The following is a 17,963-nucleotide window of genomic DNA, read 5'->3' on the forward strand; positions in this document are numbered from 1 at the left end:
GCGCGCAGTCGCGCATGCCCAGGCGCGCGGGCCCGGTGGCGTTCTGCTTGGCGATGTAGGCGTTGAAATGCATGGAAGGCGGTCGGTTCGCTGAAGTCGCTAGGACGATGGGCGCGAACAATACGCGCGGGAAAATCGATATGCAAGACCGTTCGTCGTGTTGTGAGTGGTTTTGTTTGGGGATGGGTGAGTTGATTTGTCGTGAATGGGAAGGGGTGGAGTGTTTGGGCTTGGGTATCGATGCATGTATCCACGACAACGATTGCGTCGACATCGATACTGACACCGACAGGCAGCGACACAGAGCGACAGACTGCGACGATAGTTTCGGTGCAGGTCTAACCTTCCAGATCGTCATTCCCGCGAACGCGGGAATCCAGTGGCTTTGTCGTGGCCGCACGAAAGTCTCTGGATTCCCGCGTTCGCGGGAATGACGTGCTTGGGGGGCTTCGGCTCGTTGCCCTCACCCCGGCCCTCTCCCGCAAGCGGGAGAGGGAGACAAGCGCGCAAAGGCGTCGGGGTTTCGGGCGGCGATGGTGCGGCGGTGCCGCAGTGCCACGGTGCCGTCGATCCCGTGGATCGCAACGGTGCTGTCAAACTCCGATCATCGCGACGATCTCATCGACATTCATCACTTCGGCGAACTCCGCGCGCAACGTGGCCAGATGCGCGCGGCTCACCGCGTCGGCCGCGATCACCGAGCCATCGGCGTCGACCAGATCGAAACAGAAGCACGCATCGGCGATCACCAGCGTGCGATAGCCCAGGTTGCTGGCGACGCGCGCGGTGGTCGATACGCACATGTCGGTGCTGATGCCGAACAGCACGAGCGTGTCGATGCCGCGGCGACGCAGGCGCAGATCCAGGTCGGTGCCGATGAAGGCGGCGTTGACCGATTTGCCGACAACCGCCTCGCCGGCGAGCGGCTCGAAGCCGGGGCGGAACGCATTGCCCGGGTGCGAGGGATGCAGGGTCGAGGCCTCGATGATGGAGTCGTGACGTACGTGGATCAGCGGCAGGCCCTTCGCGCGCCAGAGTTGCAGCAGGCGTTGGCCGTTGGCTTCCATCAGCGGATTGTTGCGCGGGCCCCACGGCGGATAGTCGAAGCCGCGTTGTACGTCGATGGGAATCAGGGCGGTGCGTTGCGGATCGATCATGGGTCGTTGCCTGCTGCGTTGACTAGGGTGGGGTGGGTGGAGCCGAGGTGGCGACGTCGGTCCGAGGTCGATGGCCGAAGGTCGTGCGATTGAAGAGGCGTCGGCAAGGAGCGGCGCTAATGCTCAGACTCGGTAGATCAGAGGGACCATCGCGCCTGTGGCGCATCGAATAGCGGCCTCAGTCTTCGGCGTCCGCCCGCGCACTTCGCGGCCCGCCATAGGCGCGCTGCACGATCGCCACGCGCTGCTCGAAGCGTTGGTACCAACGCCGGTGGCCCAGGTCGCGCGCGACCGTGTGCTCGGCGTGCTCGCGCCAGGCGCGGATGGCGTGTTCGCTGTCGAAGTAGGCGACGGTGATGCCGAAGCCGTCGGCGCCGCGGGTCGATTCGAAACCCAGGAACCCGGGTTGCTGGCGCACCAGTTCGACCATGCGCGTCGCGGCTTGCTGGTAGCCGGCCTCGTCATGCGCGCTGCGTTGCGAGGAGAAGATCACCGCGTAATACGGCGGGGCGGGCAGATCGGCGAAGGCGGAAGCGGACATCGGCGGGCCGGATCGGGAAACCACGGGCACTGTGCGGGTTCGCCCGCGCCGGTCTCAACCCGGCACAATGCCGGTCTCGCCCGGCGCCGCCGGGCATCCGCTCGCGCCGCGCAACCGGAGCCGCCGCCGATGAAGACCCTGGACGATGTCGACCGCAAGCTGATCGCGCTGCTGCAGGACAACGCGCGGCTGTCGACGGTGGCGCTGGCCAAGGCGGTGGCGCTGTCGCGCAGCACCGTGCAGGAGCGGTTGCAGCGGCTGGAAGCCGGCGGAGTGATCGCGCAGTACACGGTGCGGCTGGGCAGCGGCGGCGATCCGCTGCGGGCCTGGTTGCTGCTGCGCTATGGCGAGGGTTTCAGCTGCGACGACGTGGTGCCATTGCTGGTCGAGCTGACCCAGGTGCGGCTGGTCCACAGCGTGGCCGGCGAGACCGACCTGATGGTGCTGGTGGAAACGCGCACGCCCAGCGAGCTGGCCGACCTGCGCGAGAAGGTCGCGGCGATGAAGGGCGTGGACGATGTGACCACGATTCCGGTGCTGCGCACGGCGCTGGATCGCTTGTAATCGCGGCTGGCCCGCGCCGGCACGACGCGCGGCGCGGTTATTCGGATTCGAGATCGGCCAGCTTCATCACCCAGGCCGGCACTTCGGGTTCATCGCCGAAGAAACTCGTCGGTTTCTTCTCGCCGATCGCCCAGCGGTGAATCCAGCTCGGTCCGGCCGGACCGGTGTAGGCGTCGGCGCGTCGGTAGGCCGGGTCGCGCATGGCTTCGTCCAGGCCGATGAAGCGGTAGCCGCGCTTGTGCACCATCTTGACCAGGTCGCCGTAGGCGTCGGCGTTGAGCAGGTTGGCGTGGATCAGCCAGGTCTGCGGCAGGTTGTAGCCGAGCAGGTCGATCGACTGCTGTTCGTAGTAATCGAGTTTCGCGCCCATGTAGGCGACGTATTCGCGGCGCAGCCGGGCCTTGAGTTTGGCAGCGTCCTTGGCGTCGGCCGCATGCAGGTAGGCGCCCGCCCAGATCCAGTCGGAGTTGTCGACCGTGACCGGCGCGATGCGGTAATCGTGCTCGCTCAGAAAGCGCTCCAGCGCGGCCTTGTCCTGCGCGCTGCGTCCGGCGCGCAGATAGGGATGGCGGAACCAGTGCGGTTGTTGGCCGCGCGCCTGCAGCAGCGGTCGCAGCTGCCGTTCGCCGCGCAGGATGTCGTCCTGATACGCCGGCAGACCGACCGCGTGCAGGTCGGCGTGAGCGTAGGTGTGATTGCCCAGGGTGGCGCCGGCGTCGAGCCAGTCGCTGAGCATCGCCAGGCGTTCGGGCTGCAGCTGGCCGTCGTGTTCGAGTTTGCCTTCGTTGACGAAGCCGATCACGGGAATGCCGGCGCGCTTGATCGCCGCGATCAGCCGGCGATGGCCGGGCAGGGCCTGCGCGGTGCTGATGCCGGGCAACTGCACCCAGGGCAGATCGTCGATCGTCATGACGATGCGGCGATCGGGCGTGGCCTTCTCAGGCTCGGCGTTCGCGTTGGTTTTCGGGTCGGCGTTGGGACTGGCGATCGCGGCGCCCAGTGGCTGCGCGGCGAGCAACACGGAGGCCAGCAGCGGCGCCAACAGGCGGCCGGGCAGGCGAGGGAGCGAGGCGGACGGGCGCATGCGCGGTTCCGGGACGGGAAGCGGCGATCATCGCCGCCTGCGCGCCGCCTGCAAACCGCCTTGCGGCCCGGATCGGGCGCGCAAGGCGTGGAGTTGCGACGTCAGTCCAACTTGCGCGAGATGAAGTAGTAGGCCAGATTGCCGAGCCCGACCGCGCCGAGCAGCACCGCGATCGTGCCGGGCGTCGCATCGTTCCAGCCGGTGCCTTCGATGATGCCGAAGCCGACCGCGAGCAGGACCATGACGATGCCCCAGCGCAGGGCGCCATGGCGGCGGCGGATGTCTTCGTCGCGGGCCATCGAGCGCAACAGCTCTTCGGCGCCGCCGGTGGCGAGCAATTTGCTGCGGAAACGCGCGTCGACGACGATCTTGATCGCGAACACGATGCAGACGAACAGGGTGATGGGGACAAGGATCTCAGGCATGGCGGCAGTCTCGGTGGGTTCGGGTCTCGGTGCAATGGATACGGGGCCGCGGCGATCGGTTGCAGCCCGTTGCCGGGGCCGCCGGGACCAGGGGCCGGGGCGTTCCCGGGCCGCCGCGACCCCGGCCCGGCGCCGGCCAGGGCCGGGAAGGGGTGACAGGTATCATTCGCACGCGGGTGCGAGCGCCACTGCAACCGGTTTCGCCTCCGCTGCATCCTCAGTGCGATGACCGGTCCTACACCATGAACGACGACCGCAGCCTGGTTGCTGCCGTGCTCGCCCAGACGCCGGGCGCTTTCGAGCGCCTGGTCCGCGAGTACCAAGGGCTGTGCTGGCACATCATCCAGCGCATGGTCCGCCACCCCGACGACACCCGCGAACTGTGTCAGGAGGCGTTCCTGCGCGTTCACCAGTGCCTGCACCAGTACCGCCACGAAAGCGCGCTCAAGTCCTGGATCGGCCAGGTCGCCTACTCGGTGGCCAAGCGCCATCTGGAACGCAAGCGCATTCCGATCGTGGAAGTGGCCGACGACGAGGACGCGTTGTCGCCGCTGGACATGGTCAGCGACGGCTTCGACCTGGAGGCGGCCTGCGCCGACGAGGAAGTCGCCGCCGGCCTGCATGCCGAGATCGAGGCCCTGCCGCCGTTGCAGCGCACGCTGCTGACCCTGTATCACCTGGAAGAAGTGCCCATCGGCGAGATCGCCGCCATGACCGGCCTGGCCGAGGGTACGATCAAGAGCCACCTGTTCCGAACCCGCGCGCGACTGCGTCAGCGCCTGGAAGCCCGGCTGGGAGAATTCGCATGAACCGCAAGACCTTCGACGACAAGAACGCCAGCGACCGCGCCACCGCGCCGGGCTTCGACGACCCGCGCATGGAACGCGAATGGCAGTTGCAGGAGCGCGCCCAGCGCGAGGAACGCGCCGGCGCGCCGATGGCCGCCGACGATCCGCGCCTGGCCCAGTACCGCCTGCTGACCCGCGCGTTGCGCGCGCCGGTGATGGAGCCGATCCCGTTCGGTTTCGCCGAACAGGTCGCGCGCCGCGCCCAGGCCGTCGCCGCCGGCAACGACCGGGTCGAACGCTATCTGCAGCAGTTGTTGCTCGGCGGGCTGGTCGTGCTCGGCCTGTTCTTCGCCTGGTCGAGCAGTGCCGGCTGGGCGCCGGCGCTGCTGCAGGAGTTGCCGCGCGGGATGTGGTCGTGGGGCCCGGTGGTGGCCGCCTGCTGCGCGGTGACCTGGGGCTGGGACGGGCTGGCGCGCATGACCGGCCTGGATCGCGGCCGCGGCGGACAGGCGGCCTGAGGTCCGCGGTCCGCATCGCCTTGACTGATCGCCGCGGGCCCGCGGGCCCGTAAGCCCGATACGGCCGGACGTTCCGGCTCTTCCATCCAGACGCCTCGCGCGCGGTTCGATCGCCTCGATCGCCGCGTGCGACGGCTGTCGCGCGTTCGCCGCGCCGCGCCGCGCGCGCCGCCTGATCCGCCGCGCAAGCCCCGACACACGAACCGCGACGCACGAACCGCGACAAGCACCGCGCGCGCGTCGCGCGTGAACAGCCGCGCGCTTCGCACACGCGCGCGCAACGCGATAAGGCGCTCGCACAGGACGCGCGCGCGTTCGCGAACGCGCGTGGAGCGGCGAGAAAACCACTTGTATTTCGGTATAGCGACGGGGTGCGCAGTTCGCCGCGCTTAGCCGTCGGCGCGTGTCACCCAAGTAACAGCCATCGTCGGACCCCCTCACCAGACTCGCCTGCACATGCTTCAAAACAGGAGAGACGACAGATGGAACGTCCCAAGATGGATCGCGGCGAGTTCAAGGCCGCCGATGAAATGTTCGCCAACGCATGGCGGGTGAGCCAGCCGGAACTGGAAGCGCGCGCGCGCCGTTTCGCCGAAGGCCAGCGCGATCGCGCCGAGGAATTGCTGGCCAATACCGCGATCAAGGCCTTGCTGTTCATGCGCCGCTCGCCGCAGACCATCACCGACCCGTGCGGGTTCTTGTTCGTGGTGCTGCGGCATGTGTTTCTCGACAGCGTGCGCCGGCGCGGACGCGACCGCGAGGTGTTCGACCATCACCGCGATATCGACAGCGACGGCAACGGTTTCGCCCACGACGGCCTGTCGGCCTTGCAGAAGCTGGAACTCGACCAGCAGCTCGGCCGCGTGATCAACGCGGTCGCGCGCCTGAACCGCGATCAGCGCCGCCTGTTCGCCTACCGCTTCATCGACGACCTGCCGTACCCGGTGATCGCCGAGAAACTGCACATCAACCAGCCGCTCGCGCGCAAGCGCGTGGAGCTGCTGCGCAACCGGATCAAGTCGGCGATGGCGCGCGACTGACGCGGCGTCGCGCCGATCGATTCGCTTCGTATCGGGTCCTCGCGCCGTGGCCGTGGTCGCCAAATCGCGATTCACAACGCCGACAGGACCGCGTTCCACCGTTTACACCGATAACGAAAGCCGCACCGATCAGCGCCAACGGGCGCCGGTGGTGCCGATTCCCTCACCACCGCTTCTTCAAGGACAGGCTCATGGCCGACACACCCGTCAACTCGCAGATCACCGACGCCGTCACACAGACCAACGTCAAGGTGGTCGCCGAAGCGCCCGCGCAGGCCATCGCCTCGCTGTACCAGGTATCGAGCCACTCCACCGGACTGGCCCTGCAGAACGCGGTCCACAGTCAGCAGGTGCTCAACCAGATCTCCAGCGCGGTGGTGTCCAAGGCGGTGCAAATGATCATGGCGGTCGGTGACAAGCCATGACCATCGCGGCGGCATGCGAGCGAACGGGCAGTGAGCGGATGCGTCCGCACGGACGCGCAGGAGCGAGGCGATGAGACGGTTCGGCAGAAGCAATAATCCCACCACGACGGCCGCCGTCAACGCGACCGCGACGCCTGCCGCCGGCGAGCCGGCGAGCGCGGCGCCCGCCGCCACGCCCGCGGCCCCCGCCGCGACAACGGCCGCAGTCGCGCCGGCTGCGCCGAAGGCGCCCGCGACCACGACCACGACACCGAGCGATGCGGACGTAGCCAATACCGCGTCGGCGGCCACCATTCCCAACGACGTCGCCGCCGCCGTGCCGGCGGGTGCGGCTACCGATGCGGCCAATGCCGCGCCGGCATCCTCATCCACGCCCGCCGCGCCTGCCGCGCCAACCGCAACCACCACCGCCGCAGCAGCGCCCGCTTCGCCCGCCGCCGCGTCGACCGCCTCGGATCCGTCGCCATCGTCCGCCGCATCGGCACCGACATCGGCAACGCCGGCCGCCGCCGCGCCCTCGCAACCGCCGCCCTCGCCGCTGGCCGCCTCGCGCAGCATCGCCATGGCTCAGGCCAGCGGCGGCAACGATGCGCCGACCGATGCCTTGAACAAGCAGATCGTGCAGGCGGTGACGTTCACCAACGCCGAGACCGCGTCGTACGCGCCGTCGCAGATCGCGACCGGCCCGGACATGATGATCAGTCAGGCCGCCGGCCTGGTCGCGCAATCGGCGGCGGCGTATTTCGACGGCGTCACCAAGATCGCGCTGGCCAGCCAGGGCGTGCTGATGAAGCAGATGACCCAGGACCTGGTCGAGGGCAACGTCGAGCAAGCCGCCGAAGATGCCCTGGGCATCCTCGCCACCGACATCTTCATGGGCGCGGCCGCGGCCGTCGCCGCCGCGGCCGGCGCAATGGAAGCCGCATCGGCGAGCTTCGCGATCGACCGCATCGACCAGAGCATCGCCAAGTACTCAACGCTGTTGCAGAACCGCAAGAGCCCCTGACCGACTTCGTTCACCCACACAACTCGCCGCAGCGCACGCGCGGGCCTCGCCGGCCCGCGCAATGGCCCGGTGTTGCCGCGATAACCGCAAAGGATCCCGATCATGGCTTATTTCTCGCTGCCGCCGCTCACTCTGCCGAGCTATCGCTTCGACTACCACAGCCACTTCGGCGGCATTCTGCCGGTCGAGGAAGAGGGCTCCGTCGCGACCGACACCGTCCCGCTCGACATCAAGTACCAAGTGCAGGACCAGGGCGTCACGGTCGATACCAAGGTCACCGTCACCGTGACCAAGGGTCAGCAGCTGAGCTTGGCCGGGCTGTTCGGCGGCACGCTCGACGAGCAGCAGCCCGAACGCGGCGGGCTGTCGCTGTTCCTCAAGGCGTTGATGTTGATGGAGGAGAGCAATCCGCTGGCCGCCCTGGCCGCCAGCCGCAACCGTTCGCGTTACGAGCGGGGTGAGTGCATCGCCGAGGACATCTATATCGCCTGCGTCTGCCTGGCGAACCAGCTCAAGCTCGACGCCGTGCGCGATGCCACCGCCACCGATCCGGTGTTGTACAAGACCGTGCGCAGCGCGCTCGAACGGCTGGCCTTGGCGCCGTCGCTCGACCAGAAGCGGCCGATCGAAGCGCTGATGCCGCTGTTGCGTTACTTCAACGACAAGATCTACAGCGCCAGCAAGTACACGCCGTTCGACGATGCGTACCGCATGCGCTCGTTCGCGATGAAGAAGTTGCGCGCCGAGTCCGGCGGCGAGGAGCGCTATCTGCAATGGATCGCGATGAGCCTGCGTTATCTCGAGCAGGAAGGCATCGCGCACGCGCAGCTGGCGATGGGCGAAGACGAAGTGCGCGTCGCCAACGCGGTGCTCAGCGCCTACAACCAGACGCGCGAGACCTGCTACAAGCTGCTCGCGCACACCGCGATGGTGTATGCCGGCGACAATGCGCTCGAGTACGAACTCAACAACAAGATCCTGCCGCTGTTCCAGGACACCAGTTTGAAGGAACTGATCGGCATCGACCTGCTGGGTAGCGAGAACAAGGTCGGCAACTACACCGAGCTGTTTTCCTTCCTCACCACCCAGAAGAACGTCCAGTCCAATCAGCTGACCCAGTTCTTCGGCAACGTCGATCAGTCGCGCGCGCTGCAACTGGTCAGTCACATCCATTGCGGCGAAGGCATGGGCGTGGCGGCCGACAACCGTTCGGCGATCGGTTATGCGATGGCCTATTCGCGGCACCTGCCGGGCCTGCCGTTCTACCGCGCCTACGCCGAGTACGTGCTGGCCTGCCAGACCGCCGCGCAGGGGCGCCGCGCCGACAACACCCGCGGCACTCCAGGCACGCATGCGCACAAGGACAATGGCGTGTCGGGCCTGTTCGACGAAATGTTCCGCAACGATTCGCTGACCATCGACGGCCTGACCCTGCGCCGCTACGACGGCAACAGCGCGCGCACCCAGGAACTGGTCGCCTACTCCGGCAAGCGCAACATGATGGCGCTGTGCGAATCGCTGGATAAGTCCTCGGTGAAGCCCGCCCAGCCCGCCGAAGCCCCGCCGGCGAACTCGAGCTATTACGACGTGCTGACCGCCGACGGCAGCCTGTTCGCCTTCCGCCTCGGTCACGCCTACTACTACCGCAGCTTCGTCGCCGCGCGCTATCCGCGGATCGTTTTCGACACCAACCTGGGCAGCAACTCCATCACCGGCGCCTCCGGACTGTTCGCCTCCGCCGAGGGCTATCGGCTCAATCGCGGCTTCCGCCACCTCGACGGTTATGTCGACACCGATGTGCTCACGACGGTGAGCGACAAGGTGATGTTCATGGGCCCGGAGGTGTTCGATGAGTCGCAGCTCAGCGCCTTGATGACGCTGGCGAGGACTTCCAAGAGCCTGGCTGACCTGCTGAACAATGGCCAGCAGACCCTTTCGGGCCTGATCACCGCGGCAATGCCGCCGGCGATGAAGTCCGCCGCCAACTACGACGCCTTCAAGGCCCTGGTCACCGCGATGGTCGGCAGCAGCACCTCGCCTGCTGTGTGGTTCGCGGCGCTGACGGGGGCGCTCAACGTATTCATCAACTGGCGTTCCTACCTGCTGGGGTCCGATGCGCAAGGCGTCGAACACACCAACGTCCAGGACGAATTCCTGCGCTGCGTGCTGCTGCTGATCTACAACCTGGCGCCGTTCGGTACCTCCCCGGCGGACGCGGTCGCGGTCGGCAAGCAGTTGCAGGCCCTGGTGACCGGCATCTCCGAGACCTATTGGCAGACCACGGTAGGGCCGCTGGCGGGCAATGACAGTGGGCCGCAGACCACCGCGACGATCGCCGGTTACAAGGCGCCGGCCTCGGTCGTCACCGTCACACGCCCCCTCCCCCCCAAGCCCGCTTCGGCCTGATCGGCGGCCGCATTGCGTATCGCATCCCTTGTAAGACCGGAGTTCGCAATGGACGAGAGCCTGCACTATCTGCTGCACGAGGAACTGGAAGGTCTGTTTGATCGGCCGGCCGCCGAAGCCGTGCAGGTCCCGCCGGGCGAGGCCTCGGCGCCCGCGCCGGCATCAGGATCGGCAGCGCCGGCGGCCGGCGAGCCCGCGCCGCCGCCAGCCACGGCGACCGCGGCGACCGCGCCGGTTTCGGACCGCACCTTCGAAGAGTTGATCGCGCGCCTGGCCGATCCGAAGGTGTTGCAGGCGCTGGCGCGTCTGCTGGGGGGGCGTTGAATGTCCGCCACCGCCTCCACGCCCGAGTCCTCATCCACGCCCGCGGCCGCACCCGCGCCCACTCCCGCGCCCGCGCCCGCGCCCGGCACCGACCCGGCCGTCACCGCGCTGGACGCGCAGCTCACCGAGTTCGCGCGCGATTGGCTCGGGATCGAATTGGGCGCGGAGGAACGCGCCCGCGTGCGCGGCGCGATCGCCATGCTCGAAGCGCAGCAGCGCATGCAGGCCAGCCAGGCGGCGCAGGCGTCCGCCGGCGGCGCGGCGCGGCGCCCTGCCGGCAGCGTGATCGACCTGGACCGGCAGCGCATCCAGAACCTGATCGATCACAACCTCAGCCGCACCCAGGCCACCGTGCTGGGCAACGCGCGCGCCGAGCGCGCCGCCGAAACCGCGGTGCTCGGCGCGGTCGAGCGCGCGCAATCGCTCGACGACCTGCGTCCGCCCAAACCCGCGGCCGGCGCGAGCGCCGGCGCCAACCAGGCGTCGCGCACCGATCCGCTGATCGCGCAGATCGCCGATCAGCTGACCGGCCTGATCAAGCGCGAAGTCGATGCCTGTTTCCAGCAACAGTTCGGCCCGCTCGCGAACCAGCTGCAGGCGGTGATCGACGCCGCGCAGGACAGCGGGCTGCTGGCCAGAAAATCCGATTCCGCGTCCTCGGACGAGTCGCGCGGCACTGCGGAAAACAGCGGAAAACCCGCTCAAAAACCCGATCAGAACAACAACCACAACAACGCCGCCACGGCGCCTGCATCGGCTTCACAACGCGATTGATGACTCGTTCTTCAGCTACGTACGGCATCGGCCGTACCCCACTACTCCAAGGAGCTTCACATGGCATTCCCTACCGCTGTCAATGACCAGATCACCGATGCCGTCACCCAGTCCAACGTCAAGGTCATCGGCGAAGCGCCGGCCTTTGCGATGGGTTCGATCTACCAGTCGATGGCGCACTCCACCGGCATCCTGTTCGAGAACGCCGTGTCCGCGCAGCAGCAGCAGAACACGCTGGCGCAGGCCGCGGCCAACCAGGGCGTGATGCAGATCTACAGCCTCGACACCACCGCCGCCGCCGGCGCCACCGAGAAGGTCGCCCAGACCGGCGTGTCCGACAACCTCACCAGCCTGCTGACCGTGCTGCAGGCGTTCAAGCCCTGAGCCGCGCGCGGCGGAGATCCGGCCGCGTCGGTCGGGTCGAAGATGCCGGCTCGCTCATGACCTGAGTCGAGCCCGCATCTCCGCCCGCAGGTTTTCCGATTACCGTAAACGAGGATTTTCCCCATGGCATATCCCACCGCCGTCAACAACCAGATCACCGACGCCGTCACTCAGTCCAACGTCAAGGTCATCGCCGAAGGTCCGGCCTTCGCGATGGGTTCGATCTTCCAGGCTTCGGCGCATTCCACCGGCATCCTGTTCGAGAACTCGATCGCCTCGCAGCAGCAGCAGAACACGCTGGCGCTGGCCGCGACCAACCAGGGCGTGATGCAGATCTACAGCGTCGACACCACCGCCGCCGCGGGCGCCACCGAAAAGATCGGTCAGACCGGCGTGGCCGACAACCTGACCAGCCTGATGACCGTGCTGAAGTCGTTCAAGTCGCCTCCCAATCCGTACGGCCCGTAAGTCGCGCAGCACCCGATGCCGGGCCGCCGCGAGGCGCCGGCATCGTACCGGCTCCGCCGAGACGCGCATCGTGGCAATGCCGCCACAACTGCAGACGAACGCTCCGCTCGCCGGACGTCGCACTCGCCGCAGACCCCGAACGCAGACGTCCACAGGGGGCGTTATGGAACGTGCCACCGGCCGCGGGCGCGGCCGTCATGATCGCCGCGACCGCATCGGTCGCTCTTATTCCACCGCCTGCCGCGGCACGTGGCCGCCGCTATGTGCCTGACATCCGACGACAGCATCGCGGTACGCCGGCGACGTTGGGGCCTGGACCGCTGCGGCTTGTTGCGCGGCCTGCCGTCCACGCTGCTCGATCACGTCGCCCGCCACTGCACCGAATTGAATCTGGAAGAAGGCGATGCGCTGTTCTTCAAGAACGATTCCAGCGACTTCCTCGCCTTCGTCGTGCACGGCCGCATCTACAAGCTGCTGTACGGCCCCGACGGCCAGGAACTGATCGTCGACACCATCGAAAGCGGCGAGACGGTCGACGAAATGCCGCTGCTCGACACCCACGCGCACACCTTCACCGCGGTGGCCTACAGCCCGACCCGGGTGTTGCTGCTGTCGCGCCGGCATTTCGCCAGCCTGATCGCCGACCCGGTGGTGATCGAACGCGCGCACACCTCGCTGTGCGTGCGCCTGCGCCAGGCGGTGGAGAGCCTGGAGACGATGTGCCTGCATCGTCTGGAATCGCGCCTGGCGCGTTATCTGCTGTCGCTGATGCGTTCGCAATCGCGCCAGCGCGGCGACGATTTCGAAGTCGCCCTGCCGCCGACCCAGAGCATTCTGGCGGCGATGGTCAACGCCAGCCGGCCGAAGTTGAACGCGCAGCTGCAGACCTGGCATCGCAGCGGGCTGGTGAGCCGCAAGCGCAACATCCTGCGCATCAACGACATCGACCAGTTCCGCTGCAAGGCGTACCTGGGGCGCGATGCGCAGCGGCCGAACCTGCGCGCGCGCTCGGCGGTGACTCGGCATAACGCTTGAGTTTTACTGGCGCGAAGGTCGGTGCGCCTTCGCGTCGAGGTGCCGGGGTTGGGGCGATTCGGTTTGCGGTCGCTACGCGTGAGGTTGCCGCATTCAGGGGTGGATGATCGTGCAAGCTTTGGTCATGCGGGTCATGCGGGTCATGCAGATCGTATAGATCATGTGGGTCGTGCGAACCATGCGGGTAGCGCGGGTAGCGCGGGTCGTACCCAATGGCCGAGGCCCGATTTACGGCCGGTCTAACCGGAGCATCCCGAAGCACTCCCCCCCCTTTAAAAAAGGGGGGCTAGGGGGGATTAGCTTTTGCTCCTGAAAGAAGCAACAGCAAAAGCAAATCCCCCACGTCCGCTGCGCGGCCGTTCGCTCCCTTTGTCAAAGGGGGCAAAAGCAAGAGCTGTCGCGACAGTTCGGAATCGATGGCTGTCAATGTGCTGTCAGTCTTGATTTCGGCCCGGTCGCGATTACGGCTGCGATTCCAATTTCGATTCCAGCTCCAGCTCCAACTCCAACTCCAACTAGAGCTAGAGCTAGAGCTAGAGCTCCGGTTCCGATTCCGGTTCCAGCACCAATGCATTCGCATCTGCTGTTCCCCCCCTTTGCAAAAGGGGGGTAGGGGGGATTCGCTTTTGCTCCTGAAACAAGCAGCAACAACAACCCTCCCACGTCCACTACACGGCCGTCCGCCCCCTTTCGTCAAAGGAAGCAACCACAAAGGCGAACCCCCGCAGCCAGCGCCGCTGCGCGACTACCGTAAGCGCGATGCGCTCCCGCCGATCTCAAACGCATCCCAACAATCGACGCAAGCTCACTTCAACATCGGCCCAAGCTTCGTCCACACATGATCGCGCAGCTTGGGCTGCGCGCTCGCGATCGGATGCAGGTTGTCGGCCTGGAACGCGGCGCGGTCCATCGCCACCGGCTCGAGCAGGAACGGCAGCAACTGGGTGGCGTACTTCTGCGACAGCTCGCGGTAGTTGCGTTCGAAGCCCTGGGTGTACTCCTTGCCCAGGTTGGGCGGCATGCGCATGCCGACCAGCAGCACCTGCGCCTTCGCCGCCTGAGCGGCCTGGATCATGCGTTCCAGATTGGCCCGGCTCTGCGCCAGCTGCAGGCCGCGCAGGCCGTCGTTCGCGCCCAGCTCGATCACCACCACCGCGGGCCGGTTGCGCTGCAGTTCGCCGGCGATGCGCGAGGCGCCGCCGGCGGTGGTTTCGCCGCTGATGCTGGCATTGACCACACGCCAGCCCGGCTTGGTCTTGGCGATGCGCTCGGCGGTCAGCGACACCCAGCCTTCGGACGCGGCCAGGCCATAACCGGCCGAAAGCGAATCGCCCATGAACAACACCGTGCGCGCGGCCTTGGTCGCCGCCGCCGCGGCGGGCCGGGCAGCGGCCTTCGAGGCCGCGGCGGGCTGCGCCTGCAAGGGGGCCAGAGCGCTCAACAGCAGGGCCGAAGCGAGCACTGCCGCGCCCAGGCCAGGACCGATGGCCCATTGAACCGGGCCGCGCGATGCCGCATATCCTTGTTTCGTGGCCGCGATTGCGCGGCCGCGGGCATGAGCAGGCGAACCTGCGTGGATCGCCGATGCGGATGCGTGGCCCGCGCCATCGCGGCGCCGCAGCGTCGAGTCGCGCAAATCCCGGCTCTTAAAATCCCAGCTCTTAAAATTCATTTAATAACGTCTCCCGACACTACGGCGAGGCAAGCAGAAGGACGATCATGGCAGCTTCCAACCTGGCTGATTCGATCATGGCCGACAGCATCGTGAAAGACCACGACGAACCGCAGGCTGAAGCGCCGGGCGCGAAAGCGCGCGTGGCGATGCTCGAAGTCGAGGGCCTGGGCAAGCACGTGCCCCTGCCGTCGGGCGAACTCGTCATCCTCGATGGGGTCGGTTTTTCGATCGCCAAGGGCGACACCGTCGCCATCGTCGGCGCCTCGGGTTCGGGCAAGAGCACCTTGCTGTCGCTGATGGCGGGCCTGGATTCGCCGAGCACCGGCACGGTCAAGCTCGACGGCGACACCATCTCGGCGCTCGACGAAGACGGCCGCGCGCGCGTGCGCAGCGAGAAAGTCGGCTTCGTGTTCCAGAGTTTCCAGTTGCTGCCGTCGCTGACGGCGCTGGAAAACGTGATGCTGCCGCTGGAACTGCGCGGCGACCGCGATGCGCAGGCGCCGGCGAAGGCAATTCTCAGCAAGGTCGGCCTCGGACAACGCCTGGATCACTACCCGCGTCAGCTGTCGGGCGGCGAACAACAACGCGTCGCGCTGGCGCGCGCGTTCGTGACCCGTCCGTCGCTGTTGTTCGCCGACGAACCCACCGGCAACCTCGACACCCACACCGGCCAGGCGATCATCGAATTGCTGTTCGAACTCAACGCCGACGCCGGCACCACCCTGGTGCTGGTGACCCACGACGAGCACCTCGCCGAACGTTGCCATCGCCGCATCCGCCTCGACAGCGGCCGCCTGGTGCAGGGCTGAGGCATGGGCCGCACTCTCTCGATGGCATGGCGGCAACTGCGCCGCGACCTCAAGGCCGGCGACGTCCGCATCCTGCTCGCGGCGCTGATCCTGGCGGTGCTCGCGGTGACCGCGGTCGGTTTCGTCACCGATCGCGCCGAGCGCGCGCTGGCGATCGAAGCCAACCGTCTGCTCGGCGGCGATGCGGTGATCCGCGCCGATCAGCCGATCAAGGGCAAGCTGCGCGAAGCCGCGTCGGTGCCGCAGCTGCGCCGCGCCGAAGCGACCGAACTGCAGACCATGATCCGGGTCGACGAGCGTTTGCAGCTCGGCGATCTGCGCGCGCTCGGCGCGGGGTTTCCGTTGCGCGGCAGCTTTCGCATCATCGATCGCGCCGGCGCGGCCGAGCGCGACGCGCCCGGCGTGCCCGCGCCGGGCACGGTGTGGATGAGTCAGGTCGGCGCCGATACGCTCGGCGCTCAGGTCGGGCAGGAGATCGCGCTGGGCGACGCGCGTCTGCGCCTGGCCGCGCTGGTGACGCAGGAACCCGATGCCTCGCTGGATTACTTCAACATCGCGCCGAAGGTGTTCCTCAATCTGTCGGATCTGCCGGCGACCGGTCTGATCCAGCCCGGCAGCCGGATCCGCTATCGCATGGTCGTCGCCGGCCCGGCCAACGCGGTCGAACGTTTCGTCGCCGACGCCAAGCCCGCGCTCGGCCGCGGTCAGCGCTTGGAAACCATCGCCGACGCGCGCCCGGAAGTGCGCTCGGCGCTCGATCGCGCCGGCCGTTTCCTCGGCCTGGCCGCGCTGGTGTCGGTGGTGCTCGCGGCGGTCGCGGTGGCGATGGCCGCGCGTCGTCATAGCGAGCGACATCTGTCCGGCACCGCGGTCATGCGTTGCCTCGGCGCGAGCCAACGCACCCTGGTCGGCATCCATGTCGGCGAACTGGTGTTGCTTGGTCTGATCGCGAGCGCGATCGGCGTCGCGCTCGCATTCGGCCTGCAATGGGCGATCGGCGGCTGGCTGGAGCAATCCTTGAAGATGTCGATTCCGGCCGCGGGCGTGATGCCGGCGGTGCAGGGCTTCGGCGTCGGCCTGGTCGTGCTGCTCGCGTTCGGCGCGCCGCCGGTGCTCGCATTGCGACGGGTGCCGGCGCTGCGCGTGTTGCGCCGCGACCTCGGTCCGACCGAACCGAGCGCATGGCTGGTCGCCGCGGCCGGATTGATCGGCCTGGGCGCGCTGCTGTGGTGGAAGGCCGGTTCGGTCACGCTCGGCCTGACCATGCTGGCCGGCATCACCGCGACCTTGGCGGTGCTCGCGTTGCTGGCGTTGTTGATGATCGTGCTGGTGCGGCGCCTGCGTTCGCGCCTGCGCGGCAGCCTGCGTTACGGCCTGGCCAACGTCAGCCGTCGCGCCGGCACCAGCATCGCCCAGGTCTCGGCCTTGGGCCTGGGTTTGATGGCCTTGTTGCTGTTGACCTTCGTGCGCACCGATCTGCTCGATCGCTGGCAACTGGCGCTGGCCGCCGATGCGCCGAACCGTTTCATCATCAACGTGCAGCCCGATCAGCTCACGGACGTGCGCGGTTTCATTGCCGAGCAGAAACTGCCGGCGCCGACCTTGTTTCCGATGATCCGCGCGCGCCTGGTGTCGTACAACGGCAAGCCGGTGACCGGCGAGAGCTATGTCGAACGCGGCGATCGCGCCAAGCAACTGGCCGAGCGCGAGTTCAATCTGTCGGTGGCCGATACGTTGCGTTCGGACAACAAGTTGGTCGACGGGAAATTCTGGGCGCCGCGAAAACTTGCCCAACCGGAAGTGTCGGTCGAAGAAGGGTTCGCTGAGACGCTTGGCTGGAAGCTCGGCGATACGATCGGTTTCGATATCGCCGGACAAAGCTTCAAGGCCCGGATCACCAGCCTGCGCAAGGTCGATTGGGAAAGCTTCAGGCCGAACTTCTTCGTGATCGCCTCGCCCGGGTCGATGGATGGTTATCCGGCCAGCTACATCACCGCGATCAGCGTGCCGGCGCAGCAGACCCGCTTCACTTCGCAATTGGTCGAGCGCTTCCCGAATCTGTCGGTGATCGATGTCGAGGCGGTGCTCAAGCAGGTGCGCAGCACCGCCGATCAGGTCTCGACCGTGGTCGAGGTGGTGTTCTATTTCTCGCTGGTGGCCGGCGTGCTGGTGTTGATGGCCGCGGTGAGCGCCAGCCAGGACGAGCGTCTGCTCGAAGGCGGGGTGATGCGCGTGCTCGGCGGCAGCCGTCGGCAGTTGCGCTTGGCGCAGGCCTCGGAATTCGCCGCGATCGGTTTGTTGTCTGGATTGACCGCGGCGATCGCCGCGTCGGTATTGGCCGGCGTGGTCGCGGTGCAGGTGTTCGTCCTGCCGTGGGAATTCGACTGGCGCATGGCCGCGGTTGGCGGCGGCGCGGGTGTATTCGCGGCGTTGGCGGCGGGCATGTTCGCCACGCGCAAGGTGCTGGATGCGCCGCCGTCGGTGACGTTGCGCGAGTTGCAGGGGTGATGGCTAGCGGCGCGTATTGCATCGGCGCTGCG

The 17,963-nt window shown here is 67.4% G+C and carries 19 protein-coding genes; 14 read left to right on the forward strand and 5 right to left on the reverse strand.

The features are described from left to right. Positions 1-593 precede the first annotated feature (593 nt). Together IEQ11_RS03235 and IEQ11_RS03240 are read right to left on the reverse strand one after the other, a co-directional pair. Positions 594-1,157: a cysteine hydrolase family protein gene (locus IEQ11_RS03235; protein ID WP_191821757.1), complete on the reverse strand. Its 564-nt coding sequence runs from the start codon at positions 1,155-1,157 to the stop codon at positions 594-596. Positions 1,158-1,335: 178 nt separating this feature from the next. Then, a complete protein-coding gene (locus IEQ11_RS03240; RefSeq protein ID WP_036109047.1) occupies positions 1,336-1,698 on the reverse strand; it encodes an antibiotic biosynthesis monooxygenase family protein in 363 nt (120 codons plus the stop codon). Between the two features lie 129 nt (positions 1,699-1,827). On the opposite strand from IEQ11_RS03240, the gene IEQ11_RS03245 reads away from it, so the two are divergent. Beyond that, entirely contained in the window at positions 1,828-2,262 is a 435-nt protein-coding gene (locus IEQ11_RS03245) for an Lrp/AsnC family transcriptional regulator (protein ID WP_191821758.1), read from the forward strand. Between the two features lie 37 nt (positions 2,263-2,299). Here IEQ11_RS03245 and IEQ11_RS03250 read toward each other — a convergent pair whose 3' ends face one another. Beyond that, complete coding sequence (locus IEQ11_RS03250; RefSeq protein WP_191821759.1) at positions 2,300-3,346, reverse strand: polysaccharide deacetylase family protein; 1,047 nt, start codon at positions 3,344-3,346, stop codon at positions 2,300-2,302. Between the two features lie 101 nt (positions 3,347-3,447). After that, positions 3,448-3,771 carry a DUF6249 domain-containing protein gene (locus IEQ11_RS03255; RefSeq protein ID WP_096412679.1) on the reverse strand — a complete coding sequence of 108 codons (324 nt, stop codon included), beginning with the start codon at positions 3,769-3,771 and terminating at the stop codon, positions 3,448-3,450. A 242-nt stretch (positions 3,772-4,013) separates the two neighbouring features. On the opposite strand from IEQ11_RS03255, the gene IEQ11_RS03260 reads away from it, so the two are divergent. From IEQ11_RS03260 to IEQ11_RS03310, 11 genes are all read left to right on the forward strand, one after another. Beyond that, complete coding sequence (locus tag IEQ11_RS03260; protein WP_036109036.1) at positions 4,014-4,580, forward strand: RNA polymerase sigma factor; 567 nt, start codon at positions 4,014-4,016, stop codon at positions 4,578-4,580. Further along, a complete protein-coding gene (locus IEQ11_RS03265; protein ID WP_191821760.1) occupies positions 4,577-5,077 on the forward strand; it encodes a hypothetical protein in 501 nt (166 codons plus the stop codon). The genes IEQ11_RS03260 and IEQ11_RS03265 overlap by 4 nt, the downstream gene beginning before the upstream one ends. 482 nt (positions 5,078-5,559) lie before the next feature. After that, positions 5,560-6,117 (forward strand): RNA polymerase sigma factor, encoded by a 558-nt coding sequence (locus IEQ11_RS03270; RefSeq protein ID WP_198338971.1) that lies wholly within the window; start codon positions 5,560-5,562, stop codon positions 6,115-6,117. A gap of 191 nt (positions 6,118-6,308) precedes the next feature. Next, on the forward strand, positions 6,309-6,542 hold the full coding sequence (locus IEQ11_RS03275; protein WP_036109032.1) for a RebB family R body protein: 234 nt from the start codon (positions 6,309-6,311) through the stop codon (positions 6,540-6,542). A 562-nt stretch (positions 6,543-7,104) separates the two neighbouring features. Next, positions 7,105-7,548: a hypothetical protein gene (locus IEQ11_RS03280; RefSeq protein ID WP_096412687.1), complete on the forward strand. Its 444-nt coding sequence runs from the start codon at positions 7,105-7,107 to the stop codon at positions 7,546-7,548. Between the two features lie 102 nt (positions 7,549-7,650). Continuing rightward, a complete protein-coding gene (locus tag IEQ11_RS03285) occupies positions 7,651-9,954 on the forward strand; it encodes a hypothetical protein (protein ID WP_191821761.1) in 2,304 nt (767 codons plus the stop codon). A gap of 48 nt (positions 9,955-10,002) precedes the next feature. Continuing rightward, positions 10,003-10,278, forward strand: a complete 276-nt coding sequence (locus IEQ11_RS03290) for a hypothetical protein (protein ID WP_191821762.1) — start codon at positions 10,003-10,005, stop codon at positions 10,276-10,278. Continuing rightward, positions 10,279-11,052: a hypothetical protein gene (locus IEQ11_RS03295; protein ID WP_191821763.1), complete on the forward strand. Its 774-nt coding sequence runs from the start codon at positions 10,279-10,281 to the stop codon at positions 11,050-11,052. A gap of 60 nt (positions 11,053-11,112) precedes the next feature. Continuing rightward, the gene (locus IEQ11_RS03300) at positions 11,113-11,436 is read left to right on the forward strand and encodes a RebB family R body protein (RefSeq protein ID WP_036109022.1); all 324 of its coding nucleotides are present in this window, start codon (positions 11,113-11,115) and stop codon (positions 11,434-11,436) included. A gap of 123 nt (positions 11,437-11,559) precedes the next feature. Next, complete coding sequence (locus IEQ11_RS03305) at positions 11,560-11,904, forward strand: RebB family R body protein (RefSeq protein ID WP_036109018.1); 345 nt, start codon at positions 11,560-11,562, stop codon at positions 11,902-11,904. A 261-nt stretch (positions 11,905-12,165) separates the two neighbouring features. Then, positions 12,166-12,939, forward strand: a complete 774-nt coding sequence (locus IEQ11_RS03310) for a Crp/Fnr family transcriptional regulator (RefSeq protein WP_051547506.1) — start codon at positions 12,166-12,168, stop codon at positions 12,937-12,939. A gap of 805 nt (positions 12,940-13,744) precedes the next feature. Here the strand turns inward: IEQ11_RS03310 and IEQ11_RS03315 are convergent. Then, entirely contained in the window at positions 13,745-14,380 is a 636-nt protein-coding gene (locus tag IEQ11_RS03315; protein WP_228464596.1) for an arylesterase, read from the reverse strand. A 278-nt stretch (positions 14,381-14,658) separates the two neighbouring features. Here IEQ11_RS03315 and IEQ11_RS03320 point away from each other — a divergent pair, with 278 nt between their 5' ends. Further along, positions 14,659-15,423, forward strand: coding sequence for an ABC transporter ATP-binding protein (locus tag IEQ11_RS03320; RefSeq protein ID WP_425477361.1), 765 nt, complete (start codon positions 14,659-14,661; stop codon positions 15,421-15,423). A gap of 3 nt (positions 15,424-15,426) precedes the next feature. Continuing rightward, positions 15,427-17,931: an ABC transporter permease gene (locus tag IEQ11_RS03325; protein ID WP_191821765.1), complete on the forward strand. Its 2,505-nt coding sequence runs from the start codon at positions 15,427-15,429 to the stop codon at positions 17,929-17,931. Positions 17,932-17,963: the final 32 nt, after the last annotated feature.

The organism is Lysobacter capsici (genome assembly GCF_014779555.2).
In the GTDB taxonomy this organism is placed as follows: Bacteria; Pseudomonadota; Gammaproteobacteria; order Xanthomonadales; family Xanthomonadaceae; genus Lysobacter; species Lysobacter capsici.

What these genes read in the sequence shown, in the direction of transcription:
- IEQ11_RS03235 (WP_191821757.1), bottom strand. Translation starts at nt 1,157, where the DNA reads ATGATCGATCCGCAACGCACCGCCCTGATTCCCATCGACGTACAACGC.
- IEQ11_RS03240 (WP_036109047.1), bottom strand. Translation starts at nt 1,698, where the DNA reads ATGTCCGCTTCCGCCTTCGCCGATCTGCCCGCCCCGCCGTATTACGCG.
- IEQ11_RS03245 (WP_191821758.1), top strand. Translation starts at nt 1,828, where the DNA reads ATGAAGACCCTGGACGATGTCGACCGCAAGCTGATCGCGCTGCTGCAG.
- IEQ11_RS03250 (WP_191821759.1), bottom strand. Translation starts at nt 3,346, where the DNA reads ATGCGCCCGTCCGCCTCGCTCCCTCGCCTGCCCGGCCGCCTGTTGGCG.
- IEQ11_RS03255 (WP_096412679.1), bottom strand. Translation starts at nt 3,771, where the DNA reads ATGCCTGAGATCCTTGTCCCCATCACCCTGTTCGTCTGCATCGTGTTC.
- IEQ11_RS03260 (WP_036109036.1), top strand. Translation starts at nt 4,014, where the DNA reads ATGAACGACGACCGCAGCCTGGTTGCTGCCGTGCTCGCCCAGACGCCG.
- IEQ11_RS03265 (WP_191821760.1), top strand. Translation starts at nt 4,577, where the DNA reads ATGAACCGCAAGACCTTCGACGACAAGAACGCCAGCGACCGCGCCACC.
- IEQ11_RS03270 (WP_198338971.1), top strand. Translation starts at nt 5,560, where the DNA reads ATGGAACGTCCCAAGATGGATCGCGGCGAGTTCAAGGCCGCCGATGAA.
- IEQ11_RS03275 (WP_036109032.1), top strand. Translation starts at nt 6,309, where the DNA reads ATGGCCGACACACCCGTCAACTCGCAGATCACCGACGCCGTCACACAG.
- IEQ11_RS03280 (WP_096412687.1), top strand. Translation starts at nt 7,105, where the DNA reads ATGGCTCAGGCCAGCGGCGGCAACGATGCGCCGACCGATGCCTTGAAC.
- IEQ11_RS03285 (WP_191821761.1), top strand. Translation starts at nt 7,651, where the DNA reads ATGGCTTATTTCTCGCTGCCGCCGCTCACTCTGCCGAGCTATCGCTTC.
- IEQ11_RS03290 (WP_191821762.1), top strand. Translation starts at nt 10,003, where the DNA reads ATGGACGAGAGCCTGCACTATCTGCTGCACGAGGAACTGGAAGGTCTG.
- IEQ11_RS03295 (WP_191821763.1), top strand. Translation starts at nt 10,279, where the DNA reads ATGTCCGCCACCGCCTCCACGCCCGAGTCCTCATCCACGCCCGCGGCC.
- IEQ11_RS03300 (WP_036109022.1), top strand. Translation starts at nt 11,113, where the DNA reads ATGGCATTCCCTACCGCTGTCAATGACCAGATCACCGATGCCGTCACC.
- IEQ11_RS03305 (WP_036109018.1), top strand. Translation starts at nt 11,560, where the DNA reads ATGGCATATCCCACCGCCGTCAACAACCAGATCACCGACGCCGTCACT.
- IEQ11_RS03310 (WP_051547506.1), top strand. Translation starts at nt 12,166, where the DNA reads ATGTGCCTGACATCCGACGACAGCATCGCGGTACGCCGGCGACGTTGG.
- IEQ11_RS03320 (WP_425477361.1), top strand. Translation starts at nt 14,659, where the DNA reads ATGGCAGCTTCCAACCTGGCTGATTCGATCATGGCCGACAGCATCGTG.
- IEQ11_RS03325 (WP_191821765.1), top strand. Translation starts at nt 15,427, where the DNA reads ATGGGCCGCACTCTCTCGATGGCATGGCGGCAACTGCGCCGCGACCTC.